17 protein-coding genes are annotated in these 16499 nt (G+C 62.6%); 15 read left to right on the top strand and 2 right to left on the bottom strand.

Translation table 11 applies throughout. From position 1 onward, the window contains the following. Positions 1–254: 254 nt before the first annotated feature. The 4 genes from ACLIIZ_RS15425 to ACLIIZ_RS15410 all read left to right on the top strand — a co-directional run bounded on the left by ACLIIZ_RS15425 (position 255) and on the right by ACLIIZ_RS15410 (position 3523). On the top strand, positions 255–629 hold the full coding sequence (locus ACLIIZ_RS15425; RefSeq protein WP_416693599.1) for a helix-turn-helix domain-containing protein: 375 nt from the start codon (positions 255–257) through the stop codon (positions 627–629). A 413-nt stretch (positions 630–1042) separates the two neighbouring features. Then, positions 1043–1831: a hypothetical protein gene (locus ACLIIZ_RS15420; protein WP_416693598.1), complete on the top strand. Its 789-nt coding sequence runs from the start codon at positions 1043–1045 to the stop codon at positions 1829–1831. Further along, positions 1828–2706 carry a hypothetical protein gene (locus tag ACLIIZ_RS15415; protein WP_416693596.1) on the top strand — a complete coding sequence of 293 codons (879 nt, stop codon included), beginning with the start codon at positions 1828–1830 and terminating at the stop codon, positions 2704–2706. Before ACLIIZ_RS15420 ends, ACLIIZ_RS15415 begins: the two co-directional genes overlap by 4 nt. Positions 2707–3079: 373 nt before the next feature. Then, positions 3080–3523, top strand: a complete 444-nt coding sequence (locus ACLIIZ_RS15410; protein ID WP_416693595.1) for a hypothetical protein — start codon at positions 3080–3082, stop codon at positions 3521–3523. Between the two features lie 303 nt (positions 3524–3826). Here the strand turns inward: ACLIIZ_RS15410 and ACLIIZ_RS15405 are convergent, their stop codons facing one another. Together ACLIIZ_RS15405 and xseA are read right to left on the bottom strand one after the other, a co-directional pair. Beyond that, positions 3827–4414, bottom strand: a complete 588-nt coding sequence (locus ACLIIZ_RS15405; RefSeq protein ID WP_416693593.1) for a superoxide dismutase — start codon at positions 4412–4414, stop codon at positions 3827–3829. 39 nt (positions 4415–4453) lie between these two features. Beyond that, the gene (gene xseA / locus ACLIIZ_RS15400) at positions 4454–5806 is read right to left on the bottom strand and encodes an exodeoxyribonuclease VII large subunit (protein ID WP_416693591.1); all 1353 of its coding nucleotides are present in this window, start codon (positions 5804–5806) and stop codon (positions 4454–4456) included. A gap of 285 nt (positions 5807–6091) precedes the next feature. Between xseA and ACLIIZ_RS15395 the strand changes: the two genes are divergently transcribed. The 11 genes from ACLIIZ_RS15395 to ACLIIZ_RS15345 all read left to right on the top strand — a co-directional run. Continuing rightward, positions 6092–6697, top strand: coding sequence for a MotA/TolQ/ExbB proton channel family protein (locus tag ACLIIZ_RS15395; protein WP_416693590.1), 606 nt, complete (start codon positions 6092–6094; stop codon positions 6695–6697). Between the two features lie 3 nt (positions 6698–6700). Continuing rightward, positions 6701–7117, top strand: coding sequence for an ExbD/TolR family protein (locus tag ACLIIZ_RS15390; protein WP_416693588.1), 417 nt, complete (start codon positions 6701–6703; stop codon positions 7115–7117). Further along, complete coding sequence (lpxK, locus tag ACLIIZ_RS15385; protein ID WP_416693586.1) at positions 7117–8124, top strand: tetraacyldisaccharide 4'-kinase; 1008 nt, start codon at positions 7117–7119, stop codon at positions 8122–8124. Before ACLIIZ_RS15390 ends, lpxK begins: the two co-directional genes overlap by 1 nt. Next, positions 8105–8281 carry a Trm112 family protein gene (locus ACLIIZ_RS15380; protein WP_416693585.1) on the top strand — a complete coding sequence of 59 codons (177 nt, stop codon included), beginning with the start codon at positions 8105–8107 and terminating at the stop codon, positions 8279–8281. The genes lpxK and ACLIIZ_RS15380 overlap by 20 nt, the downstream gene beginning before the upstream one ends. Further along, positions 8281–9051 (top strand): 3-deoxy-manno-octulosonate cytidylyltransferase, encoded by a 771-nt coding sequence (kdsB, locus tag ACLIIZ_RS15375; RefSeq protein ID WP_416693583.1) that lies wholly within the window; start codon positions 8281–8283, stop codon positions 9049–9051. Before ACLIIZ_RS15380 ends, kdsB begins: the two co-directional genes overlap by 1 nt. Positions 9052–9137: 86 nt before the next feature. Further along, positions 9138–9791: an adenylate kinase gene (gene adk, locus ACLIIZ_RS15370; protein ID WP_416693581.1), complete on the top strand. Its 654-nt coding sequence runs from the start codon at positions 9138–9140 to the stop codon at positions 9789–9791. A gap of 4 nt (positions 9792–9795) precedes the next feature. Next, on the top strand, positions 9796–11067 hold the full coding sequence (locus tag ACLIIZ_RS15365; RefSeq protein ID WP_416693580.1) for a 6-phosphofructokinase: 1272 nt from the start codon (positions 9796–9798) through the stop codon (positions 11065–11067). 104 nt (positions 11068–11171) lie between these two features. Then, positions 11172–13337, top strand: coding sequence for a type I secretion system permease/ATPase (locus ACLIIZ_RS15360; protein WP_416693579.1), 2166 nt, complete (start codon positions 11172–11174; stop codon positions 13335–13337). Continuing rightward, on the top strand, positions 13334–14749 hold the full coding sequence (locus ACLIIZ_RS15355; RefSeq protein WP_416693577.1) for an HlyD family type I secretion periplasmic adaptor subunit: 1416 nt from the start codon (positions 13334–13336) through the stop codon (positions 14747–14749). The genes ACLIIZ_RS15360 and ACLIIZ_RS15355 overlap by 4 nt, the downstream gene beginning before the upstream one ends. Beyond that, complete coding sequence (locus ACLIIZ_RS15350; RefSeq protein ID WP_416693575.1) at positions 14749–15366, top strand: response regulator transcription factor; 618 nt, start codon at positions 14749–14751, stop codon at positions 15364–15366. The genes ACLIIZ_RS15355 and ACLIIZ_RS15350 overlap by 1 nt, the downstream gene beginning before the upstream one ends. Positions 15367–15499: 133 nt before the next feature. Next, positions 15500–16499 (top strand): retention module-containing protein (locus ACLIIZ_RS15345; RefSeq protein ID WP_416693573.1); only part of this gene is annotated, 1000 nt, incomplete at its 3' end.

Genomic DNA, 16499 nt, shown 5'->3' with positions numbered 1-16499 from the left:
CTTTTCCATCCAGCAAATGCGTACTTCCAACCGCGCGCGCTGAAATTTAACCACTAGCGCGCGGGTATGAGATCGCTTCAGCAAGCTGCTCCCTTCGTTTCTATTTGGACGCTTCCAGAGGCACTGTTAGCAAACGCCCCCTTTTCAGCACGCCAATTCATAGAATAATTCAACCAATTTGGTTGACGTATACAACACTGTTGGTGTATATTGAATTCCGGAATGGTTATGGGTCGCCAATGGGGGGGAGAGTGATGTTGACTGAACTGGGAAAGGTGCTACGCAAACTGCGCATCGATTTAGGAGAGACACTCGTGCAGATGGCAGAACAACTAGATATGTCCGCCACAATGTTGAGCGCGATTGAGACCGGCAAGAAGAAAGTTCCGGCTGGCTTCATCAATCGCCTGACGATGGTTTACCCGAAGCTGACGGGGCAACGTGCCTCCCTGGAATCGCTGGCCAATTTGGCAAATGGCGAAGCCAAGGTCTCATTAGATGACGCATCGACAGAGGATGCCGAATTGGTAACCGAACTGGCGCGGCGCTTCGCTGATTTGTCGAACGAGGAAAAGATGCAACTGCGACAGTTACTAAGACAAAGGGCCACGTCGCATGACGCGAAGTAGCCCTCTGAATCCCGTCAAGCAGCGCGACAGACGACGCACTGCGTGCTGGGAAATGCAGCGCGAACACTGCGTGTGTAGGAGCCGCGAAGTTTACGCTGACTTTTCCAGCCGGGCAATCCCTCGTCTGGAAAGGAGGTGCATTATCTATGGCGAAGCAACTGACCCTGAAGCTCCCGCTACCGCCGGGTACGAAGGAGATATTCCGTCCCTTCATCACCCTGAAAAATGGCCAGCGTCTGTGGGCTTGGCAGTGCGGAAAGAAAGCTTTCCGCCTCGTCGTACCGGCTTAATGCCGGTCTCGGCACCCCGGCAAAGCCGGGGTGTTTTTTTGTATTGGCTTATTGCCCTCAATCTATTCGCAGCGCAGAATCGGCACCAAAACTGGCGGTTAGAGTGTCGTAGAAAGGCATAGCATGCTCCCTTTCCCAATTGGCAACCTGGAAATAGGCGCCGAGCGCCACGAAGGTTCTTACAGTGAAGTGTGGCGCGGCACACTGCTTCTCCATAGTAGCAACACGCCGATCCCCGTTTATTTCAAAATGCTTCCGCTGAGAGAATTCTGGGTGGAAACGGCATGCTTGCGCTTTGCCACAGCGGCAGGACTACCGGTTGGTGAATGCTATTGGGGTCACATTACCCGCAGCAACCTTTCAGCAAGCAAAGCATGGGAACCAGAAGAAAAGCATCGGATGGTCATTGCCACACGAGTAGTTCGCGGTATGGAATTGTGCAGCATGGAATCCGAGCAAGTTATTAGGGCACTCAGGAAACATCCTGCTCTAGTGAAAATCTGCGTCATTGATGAGTTATTTGCCAATGGTGATCGACATACCGACAATGTCATGATCGACAGTCGCGGCAACCCCACTTTCATTGACTTCGGCCATGCGTTCGGAGGCCCTGGCAATCCATGGGAGGATGTTGTTCCCCGATTCGACAATGTGATGCTCTCCGAACTCATTAGGGGCATGAATCTGCGCCAACGAGGCGTGTTGGGTGGTGAGCTCTCGGAAGCTGTAAATGAAATTAAGGATGCCATGCCAAGTCTGAATGAAGCATTGGTCAACTGCCCTTGGCGCACGGAAATGATGAATTTTGTACAAACCCGCCTTGTTCTTCTGCGAGATTTATTGTCTGTTCGTCTAGAAGACGGACAACAACAGCCGCTTTACCTACCAACTCGCCCTGAGATTCAGCGATGAACGACTGGTTTATTGTCCCGCCACCGCCAGCCATCGTCCCAACGTCCGTAGGGAAAATCGCACCAATTTATTGGACGCCGATTCCTGGTTCAGGTGAGCGAATTTGTATAGCCATAATTTCCTATGATGATGCCGGCCATGCCTTAGGCAATGCCCTGCCACGTCTTCGCTGCTTAGGCGAAATGGGGGACAGCTTTGCTTACTTTGGTGCGCTATTGGTCGACGACTTCAAACAACACATTGGAAAAGGTGGTATCCCAGATACTTGGAAACCCCGTTTGGGGGGTATGAATATCGGCGAATGGCGAATTGCCCACGGAGAAAATTTAGCAGTGAGCACTTCAGCCTATTTTGAGGCGTTCTCAGCCTTGTGGAAATCAAACCCTGATACCGAACCCGAATCGCCACAGCCCTTGGTAGTGCCACGCAACAAGGAACTTAAGCGCTTCATCCAAACTATCAAAATACGGGTCGAATCAGTTAACAAAGACCTAATCCAACTGTTCGAAATGCATTATGGTTTGGCTGATCTTCGTGACCGGGTTAAACCCACAGTAGATTACTTGTCCTCACGCTACGCTGCCTGCTATGCGGTCCTAAACCCAAAATCGAATAATGCTAGGCTATATGCCAATGACAGTCTCTGGCGGTTAGCCCGCGCTAGGGATGCACAACTAATACCTCCGAACATTACAGAAGCTGTCCTCTGGGTGCCCGACCCGGAACTGCCAATGTTTAGCGAAGAAGATATCGCCGCTGCGAATGAGCACGTAGAGGAATTACAAGCAGAAGCAAAACGCGAGGGGATTACGGTAGCTACAGTACATAGCGCTGAGGTCGCAGCCAAGCGACTAATAGCTGCTGAGAGTCTTTAATAAGGACCCATCGAATGGCACCCAAACCGGCGCCGATCTACTTAAAAACCGCGCAGGCCGCTAATTTCAAGGTTGATGCATCAAGGGGGTGTCAATGAAGCCGATTTGGGAAATTGACAATGTTGTGCTTCAGCGGTGGCGGGAGTTCGTAAACTCCAACGCCGATAACGACGTAGTACGGGATCGAAAAAGACGCAATGTCCAACGAATGGGAATCGACCTATCCAAACTCAACCTATGGCGGGTTTTCGTAGGATGCCAAGTTACAACGCAACAAAGATCCGGGCCAAATACAGCGGTAGGTCGCTTCATGAACTCGGACAGCCCAGCCTTAGACTATCAGATCTGCTGTCAAACCCCCTCCGTTATACGTATGCTGGAACGTGAACTGACATCAGCTAGGCTTCGCAGAACACAAACGATTGCAGGCAACCTCGCTCACATTCTTGGTGAACTGGAAAATGGTGAGTGGAAAATTCTCCATGAACACTTGAGCACACTGAACAGCAATACCACGCGACGAAAAGAGCAAAAGGTTGCAACGTACTTGCAATCACACAAATATCCCGGTCTTGGGCCCAAGCAATCGAGGAACTTCATTCAATGGAGCGGCCTGTCCCGCTACGAAATTCCGTTGGACAGTCGCGTTCTCAAGAGACTAAAGGAACTGGGCTGCACCTTCGTTCCCAAAGCTAATGCGTTAAGCGACGAAACGGTTTACAGATTTATTGAGAGTGGCCTTCAGCAGGTCGCAGCCGAACTTGGTATCTATCCATGCATTCTCGACGCCTGCATTTACTCAAGCTTTGAGAATTAATGCAACCCCGGCGGGCCATGCATGATGTTGCGCGATAAAGCTGCTCAGCGAAGGTGCCAGAGAAAGCGATGGCAGCTAGAGTCGGGAGTGAGCATTCTAGGGACTGGAAAGCTAGCATTCCGGTACTTAGAGCCCGATGGTGTCAGCAAACCGACCAACTTCGGCCGTTCGCGCACGCAACTTCCAACGTCCGGCATGGCCGATGTGCGGAAAGCGCCAAGCGATTTTGCAATGAAAAAAGGGAGCTGAACGCTCCCTCTTTTATGAAACCCGTTTTGCGGGTTTTATCCGGAAATACCGCGATCAGCCGGCGAAGTTGGCTTCGACGAAGGCCCAGTTGACCAGGTTGTTGAGGAAGGTTTCGACGAACTTCGGACGCAGGTTGCGGTAGTCGATGTAGTAGGCGTGTTCCCAGACGTCGACGCAGAGCAGGGCCTTGTCGCCGGTGGTCAGCGGGGTGCCGGCGGCGCCCATGTTGACGATCTCGAGCGAACCGTCGGCCTTCTTGACCAGCCAGGTCCAGCCGGAACCGAAGTTGCCGACGGCGGAGGTCTGGAAGGCGTTCTTGAAGGCATCCAGCGAGCCCCACTTGGCGTCGATCGCGGCGGCCAGGGCGCCGCTCGGGGCGCCGCCGCCGTTCGGGGTCATGCAGTTCCAGAAGAAGCTGTGGTTCCAGACCTGGGCGGCGTTGTTGTAGATGCCGCCGGCCGGGGCCTTCTTGACGATCGCTTCGAGGTCGAGGGCTTCGTACTCGGTGCCCTTGATCAGGTTGTTCAGGTTGGTGACGTAGGCCTGGTGGTGCTTGCTGTAGTGGTAGTCGAAGGTCTCGGCCGACATGTGCGGGGCGAGGGCATCCTTGGCGTAGGGCAGAGCGGGCAGTTGGTGTTCCATTGATATTCTCCGTTGTTTGTCAGGGGTGATTCGAAAATTCTAGTCAGCTTCCGGCGGGGCGACAACCTGGTCGACCGTTGCCGCCAGTCCGCCGCGCGCCAGCCGGATCTGCAGCCGGTCGCCGGGACTGACCGCCAGGCTGTCGCGCAGCGGCTTGCCGTCGGCATTGCTGACCAGCGCGTAGCCGCGGGCCAGTACCGCCTGCGGGTCCAGTTGTCTCAGACTGCCGGCGAGGCCATTTAGTTTCATCCGTCGTTCGGCGAATTGCCCGCGGCTGGCCTGTTGCAGCCGGTGGGCGAGGTGCGCCAGGGCTTTTTCGTGCGTATCGGCTTGCGGTCGGCAACCGGCGGCGCGGCGGGCCAGCGTGCTGAGCGCCAGGCGCTGGCGCAGCAGGCTGGCGGCCTGGGCGCGTTGCAGGCGATCGCCCAGGCGGTCTAGTTGCTGGCGTTGGCGGAGCAGGGCCTGCGCCGGGTGGACGAGGCGCGAGCGCAGCCAGTCGAGGCCTTGCTGGTGTTCAGCGAGGCGGCGCTGGCTGACGCGCTGCAGTCGTCGTTGCAGTTCGTCGACGCGGGCCAGCAGTGCGCTGCGTTCCGGGGAGAGCAGTTCGGCGGCGGCGGTCGGCGTCGGGGCGCGGCGGTCGGCGGCGAAGTCGGCGATGGTGAAGTCGGTTTCGTGGCCGACGCCGGTAATGACCGGCAATGGGCAGGCGACGATGGCGCGGGCGACGGCTTCCTCGTTGAAGGCCCAGAGGTCTTCGATGCTGCCGCCGCCGCGGCAGAGGATGACGGCGTCGGCCGTGCTGCGGCCAGCGGCGGCCAGGGCGCTGGCGAGGCGGGCGGCGGCGCCATCGCCCTGAACCGGCGCCGGGTGGATCTCGACGCCGAGGTAGGGGGCGCGCCGGTGCAGCGTGCTCAGCACGTCGCGCAGCGCCGCCGCCTGCAGGCTGGTGACGATGGCCAGGCGGCGCGGGTAGGGCGGCAGCGGGCGTTTGCGTTCGGCGGCGAAGAGGCCTTCATTTTCAAGTTGTGTCTTGAGCCGCAGGAAGCGTTCGTAGAGATCGCCCTGGCCGGCGCGACGCAGCGATTCGACAGTGAGCTGGAACTCGCCGCGCGCCTCGTAGAAGGAGACCAGCGCGCTGGCCTCCACCTTCTGCCCGTTCTCCGGGCGCCAGCCCAGGAGTTGCGCCCGGTTGCGCCAGATCACGCAACGCACCTGGGCATTGCCGTCCTTGAGCGAGAAATAGACGTGGCCGGAGGCGGCGCGGGTCAGGTTGGAAATTTCGCCGCCCACCCAGAGCAGCGGAAAGGCGGACTCCAGACAATCGCGCACTAGACGGTTGAGCGCGCTGACGCTGAGCACGGAGTTATTGACAGGCGGCAGAGGAGAAGGCATGGCGTCATTCTACCGTGGTCAGACTTTTCATGGTAGGCGCTTGACATTTCTGGTGATTTTCAAGTTATTGATTTTGTGCTGTTTTTATTCTATGCCTCGTTTTGTGGCAGGGTAGGCGAAAGCCTTGTTTCTTGCGGGTTTGCGGCAACTGATGACAGCTCTTCCACAGACTTATCCACAGCTTTTGGGGATAAGCCGCGGCGGCCCCGGAAAATCGTCGCGCTTGCCCCTGCGCCGCCGGGGAGGCAGAATTGCGGACTAAACTTTCGCCAAGGACATCGTCAAGTGTTTGAAATCGTCAAAGCGGCCGGCTGGCCCATCTGGCCTCTGTTGCTGGCCTCGCTCATCTCCATGGCGCTGATCATCGAGCGCCTGATCAGCCTGCGTCGCGGGAAGATCGTGCCGGCGGGCCTGTTGCAGCGGGCGGTCGGCGAGTTCCGGCGTGGCGCCGACAATGGCAAGCTGCTCGATGAACTGGACCGCCACTCGCCGCTCGGCCGCGTGCTGGCTGCCGGCCTGCGCAACGTGAACAATTCCCGGGAAGTGATGAAGGAATCGATCGAGGAGGCCGGTTCGGCGGTCGCTCACGAACTCAACCGCTACCTGACGACGCTCGGCACGATCGCCTCGATCAGCCCGCTGATGGGGCTGTTTGGTACCGTCGTCGGGATGATCGAGATCTTCGGCTCGCAGGCGCCGGGCACCGGCAACCCGCAGCAACTGGCGCACGGCATTTCGATCGCCCTGTACAACACCGGCTTCGGCATCTTCATCGCGATTCCCAGCCTGATCTTCTGGCGCCATTTCCGCGCGCTGGTCGATGGCTTCGTCGTCGAGATGGAGCAGCAGGCGGTGCGCCTGGTCGAAGTGATGCACGGCGACCGGAAGTAAGCGATGAATTTCCAGCGCGGACGCGGCCGCGAAGAGCCGGAAATCAACCTGATCCCGATGATCGACGTGTTGCTGGTGATCATCATCTTCCTGATGCTGACGACGACTTACTCGAAGTTCTCCGGCCTCGAGATCAACCTGCCGACGGCCGACGTCAGCCAGGAAAACCAGCAGCCGAACGAGATCGACGTCGCGGTCACCGCCGCCGGTCAGATCCTGGTCAACAAGGCGCCGCTCGCCAGCGGCGAGATCGAGGCGATTTCGGCGGCGCTGCAGCAGGCGGCAGCCGGGCGCAAGGAACCGGTGATCGTCATCAACGCCGACGCCAAAGCCACCCACCAGCGTGTCATCGACGTCATGCAGGCCGCGCAGTCGGCGGGCTACCCGCACATCTCCTTCGCCACCCAGTCGCCCGAGTGATGCTCGCCGGCTGGTTGCAGCGACACTGGTACGAACGCCGGCTGACGCCGGCGTTCTGGCTTCTGCTGCCGCTGCTCCTGCCGCTCAACCTGCTGTTCGTCGGCGTTGCCGGCTGGCGGCGCCGGCAGGCGCGGCCGCAGCGGCTGCCGGTGCCGGTCGTCGTCGTCGGCAACCTGACCGTCGGCGGCGCCGGCAAGACGCCGCTGACCCTGTGGCTGGCCGGCCAACTGGCGGCGCGCGGTTTTCGCCCCGGCATCGTCAGCCGGGGCTACGGCGCTGCGGCGGCCCAGCCGCGTCCGGTGCTGGCAGCGTCGACGCCGGCCGAAGTCGGCGACGAACCCTTGCTGCTCGCCCGCCGCGGCGGCGTACCGCTGTGGGTCGGGCGCGACCGCGCGGCGGCCGGCCGGGCGCTGCTGGCGGCGCATCCTGAGGTCGATCTGCTGCTCTGCGACGACGGCCTGCAGCATTACCGGCTGGCGCGCGATGTCGAGATCGCCGTCTTCGACCGGCGCGGCGCCGGCAACGGCTGGCGCCTGCCGCTGGGGCCGCTGCGCGAGCCGCTGGCGCGGTTGGCCGAAGTCGATGCCGTGGTCGGCAACGATTTTGCCGCGACCGAGCTGGCCGGCGGCCGGCCGGCGTTCGCGATGACGCTGCGCGCCGGCGACTTCTACCGTCTCGACGATCCGGCCGTCCGCTGCGCCGCCGCCCAGTTGCGCGGCCGGCCGCTGCACGCGGTGGCCGGGATCGGCGATCCCGGACGCTTTTTCCGCACGCTGGCCGGCCTCGGCCTGGACTGCGTGCCCCATCCCTTCCCCGATCATCACGCCTACGCGGCCGGCGACCTCGCCTTCGGCGACGACGCGGTGCTGCTGATGACCGAGAAGGATGCAGTAAAATGCGCCGGACTGACGGCGGCGGAGACCTGGGTTCTGCCCGTCGACGCCGATCTGCCGCCGGCATTGACCGATTTGATAGTGGAGAAACTCCGTGGACGCCCGATTGCTTGAAATACTCGTCTGCCCGATCTGCAAGGGCCCCCTCGACTACCGCAAGGCGGCGCAGGAACTGGTGTGCAAGCCGTGCAAGCTGGCCTACCCGATCCGCGACGACATTCCGGTCATGCTCGAGGACGAGGCGCGGCCGCTGGGCGCCGACGAAGCGTGATGACGCCGGCGTTCAAGATCGTCATTCCGGCGCGTTACGCGTCGAGCCGCCTGCCGGCCAAACCGTTGCTCGATCTCGGCGGCAAGCCGATGGTCGTCCGCGTTGCCGAACGGGCGCGCCTGGCCGGTGCCGAAGAAGTCTGGGTGGCGACCGATCATCCGGAAGTCCGGGCCGCCTGCGAGGCGCATGAAGTCGCCGCGTTGATGACGCGCGCCGACCACGCCACCGGCACCGACCGCCTGGCAGAAGTGGTGGCCCAGCGCGGCTGGAGCAACGAAACCATCGTTGTCAACGTGCAGGGCGACGAGCCGCTGATCGAGCCGGAAGTCATCGTCCACACCGCGCGCCAGCTCGCCGTCAGCGGCGCCGATATCGCCACCGTCGCCCATCCGATCGCCGAGCCGGCCGATTTCTTCAATCCCAACGTGGTCAAGGTGGTCTGCCGCGCCGACGGCGACGCCGCCTATTTCTCGCGCGCCCCGGTGCCCTATGCGCGTGACCATTTTGCCCGCGAGGGCGGTGGTACCAGCCTGCCCGACGGCCTGCCGGCGCTGCGCCACGTCGGCCTCTACGCCTACCGCGCCAGCTTCCTGAAAGCTTACGCCGGCCTCGCCGTCGCGCCGACCGAGCAGTTCGAGGCGCTCGAGCAGCTACGCGCCCTCTGGCACGGCTACCGGATTAGCGTCGCCCTGGTGGATGCGGCGCCGGCGCCCGGTGTCGATACGCCCGAAGACGCCGAGCGGATGCGCAAACTGTTTGACCGAGCCTGAATAAGCAGGTAATTTCGGACGCTTAGAGAACGGCGCCACAACAGCCGACAACAAGAATTTTCATACGTAACCAGAGGGACTTCTCAATGAAATTGATTCTTTTGGGCGCACCCGGCGCCGGCAAGGGTACGCAAGCCAAGTACATCTGCGAAAAGTTCGGGATTCCGCAGATCTCGACCGGCGACATGCTGCGTGCCCAGGTCAAGGCCGGCACGCCGCTCGGCCTGGAGGCCAAGAAGCACATGGACGCCGGCGGCCTGGTCCCGGACGCCGTGATCATCGGCATGGTCAAGGACCGCCTGCAGCAGGACGACTGCAAGAACGGTTACCTGTTCGACGGCTTCCCGCGCACCATCCCGCAGGCGCAGGCGATGAAGGACGCCGGCGTGCCGATCGAGTTCGTGCTCGAAATCGATGTTCCCGACAGCGACATCATCGAGCGCATGGCCGGCCGCCGCGCCCACCTGGCGTCGGGCCGTACCTACCACGTCAAGTTCAACCCGCCCAAGGTCGAGGGCAAGGACGACGTCACCGGCGAAGACCTGGTGCAGCGCGACGATGACAAGGAAGAAACGGTCAAGAAGCGGCTCGACGTCTATCACTCGCAGACCAAGCCGCTGGTCGAGTTCTACGGCAAGTGGGCAGCCGAGGGCGACGCCGCAGCGCCGCAGGTGCGCAAGATCGCCGGGGTCGGCAGCGTGGACAGCATCACCGCGGCGGTTTTCGACGCCCTGAAGTAAGCCGATGACCGGGAGGAACGCCTTCTACGCGCAGTCGGGAGGCGTTACCGCCGTCATCAACGCGACGGCGTGCGGCCTGATTCAGGAAGCACGCCGTTTGCGTTTGCAGCAGCCCGGATCGATCGGCAAGGTCTACGCCGGTCACGACGGCATCCTCGGTGCGCTGACCGAGGAACTGATCGATACCGATCTCGAAAGCGATGCCGACATTGCCCGCCTGCGCTACACGCCCGGCGGCGCCTTCGGCTCCAGCCGCTACCACCTCGGGCCGCTGGCCACGCACCGGCGCCATTTCGAACGGCTGATCGAGGTCTTCCGCGCCTACGACATCGGCTACGTCTTCATCAACGGTGGCGATGGCAGCATGGGCGCCGCCTGGCACCTGTCGCAGACGCTCGCCGAGCTCGGCTATCCGCTGCAGGTGATCGGCCTGCCGAAAACCGTCGACAACGACCTGGTGCTGACCGATACCTGCCCCGGTTTCGGTTCGGTCGCCAAGTACGTTGCGACCTCGATGCGCGAGGCCGGCTTCGACGTCGCCTCGATGGCGCGCACCTCGACCCGCATTTTCATCCTCGAGGCGATGGGTCGCCACGCCGGCTGGATTGCCGCTGCCGCCGGGCTGGCCAGCGGGCACGAAGGCGAGCCGCCGCACCTGCTGCTGTTTCCGGAAGTCCGCTTCGACGCCGAGCGCTTCCTCGCCCGCGTCGAAGCCTGCGTCCAGCGTTTCGGCTACTGCACGATCGCCGCCGCCGAAGGCCTGTGCGACGAGGGCGGTTGCGCGATCGGCGCCCTGCCGCAGAGCGAGCTGCCCAGCCATACCCAGGCCGGCGGCGTCGGCCGCTACATCGCCGAGCTGATCCATGCCCGGCTCGGCTACAAGTACCATCTGGCGCTCGCCGATTACCTGCAGCGGGCGGCGCGCCATCTCGCCTCCGGCACCGACGTCGAACAGGCGCATGCCCTGGGCGTCGCCGCGGTCGACCGGGCGGTGGCCGGCGGGCGCGACATCATGCTGACCCTGCATCGCCTCGCCGACCGGCCCTACCGCTGGGAAATCGGCGAAGTGCCGCTGACCGCGGTGGCCAACCGCGAGCGGCGGATGCCGGCCGAATTCATTGCCGCCGACGGCTTTCATATCACCGACATTTGCCGGGCGTATCTGCAGCCGCTGATCGAGGGCGAGGATCCGCCGCCTTTCCGCGATGGCTTGCCGGACTACATGCATCTCGGCAATCACCGGGTTCCCCGGCGCTTGCAGGCTTTCCTGCCCTGAGGCATGCTCGTGGAGTGACGCAATTTGCAATGTTTTGCATTTGCCGCTGCGCTGAAAGGTAGAATCCGGCAACCATACAAATAACATGAAGGGCACCAACAGGGATGAGCATTTCCGTTGAGGCGGTCAAAACCGGAGTTCGGGCGGATCTGTTGCACCACGATCCGCTGCTTGACTGCCTGGTTGAACTGACCCGTATTCATGGGCGTCCTGGCACCCGGGCGGCATTGGTCGCCGGGCTACCGCTGGAAAAAGGCGTCCTCACGCCGTCGTTGTTCCCGCGTGCCGCGGCTCGTGCCGGCCTCTCCGCCAAACTGTCGCGGCGGCCGCTGGAGCGGATCGATACGGTGCTGTTACCGGCGGTCCTCATGCTGCACGGCGAAGAAGCCTGTGTCCTGCTCGGTTGGGACGAAAGCGGCGAGAACGCCCGCCTGCTGTTCCCGGAAACCGGGCAGGGCACGGTTGTCCTCGGGCGGGCCGAACTGGCCGCGCGCTACACCGGGATCGCCATCTTCGCCCGGCCGCATTTCCGTTTCGACAAGCGCACGCCGCAGGTCGGCGAGATCAAGCTGCGCCACTGGTTCTGGGGCGCCATGGCCGATCAGTGGCCGGTCTATCGCGACGTGCTGGCCGCCGCCTTGCTGATCAACGTGATGGCGCTGACCATGCCGCTGTTCACGATGAACGTCTATGACCGGGTGGTGCCCAACCGGGCGATCGAGACACTCTGGGTGCTGGCGCTCGGCGTGGCGCTGGTGATCGTCTTCGACCTGGTGCTGCGTACCCTGCGCGGTTATTTCATCGATCTCGCCAGCGCCCGCATCGACATGCAGTTGTCGGCCAAGATCATGGAACGCGTCCTCGGCGTGCGCATGGAAGCGCGGCCGGCGGCGGTCGGCTCCTTCGCTTCCAACTTGCGTTCCTTCGAATCGGTGCGCGACTTCATCACCTCGGCGACGGTGACCACCTTCATCGATCTGCCGTTTGCACTGCTTTTCCTGCTCGTCATCGGCATCATTGCCTGGCCGCTGATCTTCCCGGTGCTGGTGGCGATGATCCTGGTGACGGTCTACGCCTACGTGCTGCAGCACAAGATGCACGAGCTTTCGGAAACCACCTACCGCGCCGGCGCCTTGCGCAACGCGACGCTGATCGAAAGCCTGACGGCGCTGGAAACGATCAAGACGCAAGGCGCCGAAGGCGTCATGCAGAGCAAGTGGGAAAAATCGGTGGCCTTCGTCGCCCGCGTCAACAACCAGATGCGTTTCCTCTCGGCGGCGGCGACCAACGGCGCGATGGAAGTGCAGCAACTGGTCAACGTGATGGTCGTCATCGCCGGCGTCTATCTGATCAGCGAAGGCATGCTCAGCATGGGTGGCCTGATCGCCTGCACCATGCTGTCGTCGCGGGCGGTGGCGCCGCTCGGCCAGGTGGTTGGCCTGCTGATGCAGTATCACAACGCCAAGGTGGCGCTGACCTCGCTCGAACAGGTCATGGCCAACCCGGTCGAGCGCCCGAACGATGCCAATTTCGTCCATCGCCCGGAGCTGCGCGGCAACATCGAGTTCCGCGACGTCGCCTTCAACTACCCGAATACCCAGGTTGCAGCGCTGAAGAGCGTCAATTTCTCGATCCGCGAGGGCGAGAAGGTCGTCGTCATCGGCCGCGTCGGTTCCGGCAAGACGACCTTGCAGAAACTCCTGATGGGGCTTTACCAGACGACCGGCGGCGCGGTCAGCATCGACGGCGTCGATGTCCGCCAGCTCGATCCGGCCGACCTGCGCCGCAACATCGGTTACGTGCCGCAGGACGTGACGCTGTTTTACGGCACCATGCGCGACAACATCTCGATCGGCGCGCCCTTCGCCGACGACGCGGCGATCCTGGCGGCGGCCGAAGCGGGTGGCCTGACGGAATTCGTCAATCGCCATCCGGACGGTTTCGAGATGATGATCGGCGAGCGCGGTGACTCCTTGTCCGGCGGCCAGCGCCAAGGCGTGGCGATCGCCCGCGCCTTCCTGATGGACCCGCCGATCCTGCTGCTCGACGAACCGACCAGCGCGATGGACTTCTCGTCGGAACAGCAGTTCAAGCAACGCCTGAAGACGATCGCCGCGCACAAGACGGTGATCATCGTCACCCACCGCAACAGTCTGCTCGATCTGGCCACCCGCATCATCGTCATCGACGACGGCAAGGTGGTTGCCGATGGCCCGCGTGACCAGGTCGTTCAGGCGCTGCAGAGCGGCCGCATCGGGAGGGCGTCATGAGTCGCCTGAAAACTATCCTGAGCGCAGTCCACGCCTGGCTTGAGCGGGTGGCGCAGCGCGCCCGGCCGCGCGTCGAGCGCCTGCTCGGGCGCCTGCCCAACCGTGAGGAAATCGAGGTTGTCGATTTCGCCACCGACGCCGACCTTGCCATGCTGCGTCAGGAGCCGCTGCGGGCGCGCGTCCTGCTGCGTTCCATCATCATCGTCTTCGTGCTCTTTTTCGTCTGGGCGGCCTTCGCCCGGCTCGACGAGGTGACGCGCGGCGAAGGCCGGGTCATCCCGTCGCGCCAGGTGCAGGTGCTGCAGTCGATCGACGGCGGCCTGGTTTCCGACATCCAGGTGCACGAAGGCGACATCGTCGAAGAGAACCAGTTGCTGATCAAGATCGACGAGACGCGCTTCGTTTCCTCGGTCAAGGAAAACCGCGCCCAGTACCTCGGCCTGCTCGCCAAGGCGGCGCGGCTGCGGGCGATTTCCGAGGGCAAGGAGTTCGTGCCGCCGGAGGAGGTGGTCAAGGAAGCGCCGGAAATCGTCACCCAGGAGAGCCAGCTTTTTCTCGCCCGGCGCAGCGAACTCGACGCCGCCGTATCGATCGCCCGCCAGCAACTGGCGCAGCGCCAGCAGGAACTGAACGAGGCGACCGCCCGTCGGGCGCAGGCTTCGCAAGGCTATGACCTGACCTCGCAGGAACTGGCGCAGACGCGGCCGCTGATCAATTCCGGCGCCGTTTCCGAAGTCGACCTGCTGCGCCTGGAGCGCGACGTTTCGCGCTATCGCGGCGAACGCGACATGGCTTCGGCGCAGATCACGCGGATTCAGGCGGCAATCTCCGAAGCGCACCGCAAGATCGAGGAAGTGGAACTCAGCTTCCGCAACGAAGCCGGGCGCGAACTGTCGGAAACGATGACCAAGCTGAGCGGCCTGGCCGAGGGCAGTGTCGCCCTCTCCGATCGGGTCAAGCAGTCGTCGATCCGTTCGCCGGTGCGCGGCGTGGTCAAGCGCCTGCTGGTCAATACCGTCGGCGGCGTCGTCCAGCCGGGCAAGGACATGATCGAGATCGTTCCGCTCGAGGACGCGCTGCTCCTGGAAGCCCGTGTCCTGCCGCGCGACATCGCCTTCCTGCGGCCGGGGCAACCGGCCATGGTGAAGTTCTCCGCCTACGATTTCGCCGTCTATGGTGGCCTCGAGGGAACACTGGAGCACATCGGCGCCGACACCGTGACCGACGAAAAGGGCAATGCCTTTTACCTGGTCCGCGTGCGAACCAACAAGCCCGGTTTTGGCGACGCCAACCTGCCGATCATTCCCGGGATGGTTGCCGAAGTCGATATCCTGACCGGCAAGAAGAGCGTCCTGACCTACCTGCTCAAACCCGTGCTGCGGGCCAAGAGCGTTGCCATGACGGAGCGTTGATGAACCATCTGATCGTCGATCGTGAACCCCGGATGTTGCCCAACTGGCGCGACGCGCTGCCGGCAGCGGCAGTCGTCTCGCGGCGCGAGACCGTCGGCGGCGATGGCAGCGGGGTCGGCATACGCTGGTGCCGCTTGCGTACCGGCGAAAAGCTGGCCGATGTCCTGCCGCATCTGCCCGCCATCTTGTCCGGCTATCGGACGGTGATTCTGGCCGACGAACCGAGCGATGCGCTGACCCTCGAGAGCCTGTCCGTCGGCGCTTCCGGCTGCTGCAATACGCATGCAGCGCCCGAAGTGCTGAAACAGGTGGCGCTGGTGGTCGCCAACGGCGGCCTGTGGGTCGGCCAGTCGCTGCTGCAGCAGGTGATCGGCAATACCAGTCGGGCGCTGGCGCAGCGCGCCAAGCCGGCTGTCGACGATCCGCTGCCCGGGCTGTCTGAACGCGAGCAGCAGGTGGCCAGGCTGGTCGCCGCCGGCGCCAGCAACAAGGAAATCGCCGACCGTCTGAAGATCGCCGAGCGCACCGTCAAGGCACATCTCACCGCGATCTTCGAAAAAACCGGTGCCCGCGACCGGCTACAGTTGTCGCTGCGCATCAACGGCGTCAAGCTGTAAGCTGCAAATCCCCGTCAGGAGCGGCCTGACGGGGATTTGCGACATGCCATTGACAACTGTACTTTTGTTCAATAGTCAAGCCCCGTTTCACTCCCTACACTGAAGCTTCCCCTACCGTGTCTGGAGAACAAAAATGGCTGCTGTTATTGCAAAAGTATTGTCGATCAACGGTGAAGCCTTCGCCCGCGATGCATCCGGTAAGCTGCGCCCACTCAAGGTCGGCGACGTTCTCCATGAAGGGGAAACGGTAGTTTCCGGCAACGGCGCGCAGGTCGTGCTGGCCATGAACGATGGGCGCAGCGTCACCGTTGGCGCCCAGCAGAGCGTGACGCTCGATGCCGAAGTGGCAGCGCTTGAAAAGCCCGATGCCAGCGACAGCGCGCTTGCCCATGATGGCAAGGCGCTCGCTCCGATTGCCGCGGTCATCGCCCAGGGCAGCGACCTCGATGCGCTGCTCGAAGAAGAAGCCACCGCCGCCGGTGAAGCCAGTGCCGGCAACGAAGGGCACGGCTTCGTCGAATTCGCCCGCATCGTCGAAACCGTTGGCGGGCAGTCCTATCAGTACTCCACCGAGCGGGTGGCGGCGGAAGACAGTTTCAATGCCGGTGACCTCAACCAGGAAAACCGGGCGCCCGCCGCAAGCGATTACTCGGTGACCACGGATGAAGATACGCCGGTTTCCGGGCGCGTCGTGGCCGTCGACCAGGACGGCGATCCGCTCACCTACGCCAAGGGCAACGACCCGCAGCACGGCACGGTGACGGTCAATGGCGACGGCACCTGGACCTACGTGCCAGGCCCGGACTACAACGGCAGCGACAGCTTCACGGTGACGATCGATGACGGCAACGGCGGAACGGCGACGTCGACGGTGACGATCGGCGTGACGCCGGTCAACGACCCGCCGATTCCGGACGACCCGACCGATCCGACCTTCGATCCGACGACCGGCAACTACAACGTGACGACGCCGGAAGACACCCCGGTTTCCGGCCAGGTGGTCGGTTCGGACAAGGACGGCGACACGCTGACCTACAGCAAGGCCAACGACCCGCAGCACGGCACGGTGACGGTCAATGGCGACGGCACCTGGACCTATGTCCCGGGCCCGGACTACAACGGAACTGACAGCT

This window comes from Azonexus caeni, from assembly GCF_048146105.1.
GTDB classification, from domain to species: domain Bacteria; phylum Pseudomonadota; class Gammaproteobacteria; order Burkholderiales; family Rhodocyclaceae; genus Azonexus; species Azonexus aromaticus_B.
Note: the sequence above shows the minus strand (reverse complement) of the source record. Positions and strands in the feature narration are given on the sequence as shown.

Excerpts from the sequence above, each read along its gene's own strand:
- ACLIIZ_RS15350 (WP_416693575.1), top strand. The coding sequence starts at position 14,749 with ATGAACCATCTGATCGTCGATCGTGAACCCCGGATGTTGCCCAACTGG.
- ACLIIZ_RS15405 (WP_416693593.1), bottom strand. The coding sequence starts at position 4,414 with ATGGAACACCAACTGCCCGCTCTGCCCTACGCCAAGGATGCCCTCGCC.
- xseA (WP_416693591.1), bottom strand. The coding sequence starts at position 5,806 with ATGCCTTCTCCTCTGCCGCCTGTCAATAACTCCGTGCTCAGCGTCAGC.
- ACLIIZ_RS15390 (WP_416693588.1), top strand. The coding sequence starts at position 6,701 with ATGAATTTCCAGCGCGGACGCGGCCGCGAAGAGCCGGAAATCAACCTG.
- ACLIIZ_RS15355 (WP_416693577.1), top strand. The coding sequence starts at position 13,334 with ATGAGTCGCCTGAAAACTATCCTGAGCGCAGTCCACGCCTGGCTTGAG.
- ACLIIZ_RS15420 (WP_416693598.1), top strand. The coding sequence starts at position 1,043 with ATGCTCCCTTTCCCAATTGGCAACCTGGAAATAGGCGCCGAGCGCCAC.
- adk (WP_416693581.1), top strand. The coding sequence starts at position 9,138 with ATGAAATTGATTCTTTTGGGCGCACCCGGCGCCGGCAAGGGTACGCAA.
- ACLIIZ_RS15410 (WP_416693595.1), top strand. The coding sequence starts at position 3,080 with ATGCTGGAACGTGAACTGACATCAGCTAGGCTTCGCAGAACACAAACG.
- ACLIIZ_RS15360 (WP_416693579.1), top strand. The coding sequence starts at position 11,172 with ATGAGCATTTCCGTTGAGGCGGTCAAAACCGGAGTTCGGGCGGATCTG.
- ACLIIZ_RS15415 (WP_416693596.1), top strand. The coding sequence starts at position 1,828 with ATGAACGACTGGTTTATTGTCCCGCCACCGCCAGCCATCGTCCCAACG.
- kdsB (WP_416693583.1), top strand. The coding sequence starts at position 8,281 with ATGACGCCGGCGTTCAAGATCGTCATTCCGGCGCGTTACGCGTCGAGC.
- lpxK (WP_416693586.1), top strand. The coding sequence starts at position 7,117 with ATGCTCGCCGGCTGGTTGCAGCGACACTGGTACGAACGCCGGCTGACG.
- ACLIIZ_RS15425 (WP_416693599.1), top strand. The coding sequence starts at position 255 with ATGTTGACTGAACTGGGAAAGGTGCTACGCAAACTGCGCATCGATTTA.
- ACLIIZ_RS15365 (WP_416693580.1), top strand. The coding sequence starts at position 9,796 with ATGACCGGGAGGAACGCCTTCTACGCGCAGTCGGGAGGCGTTACCGCC.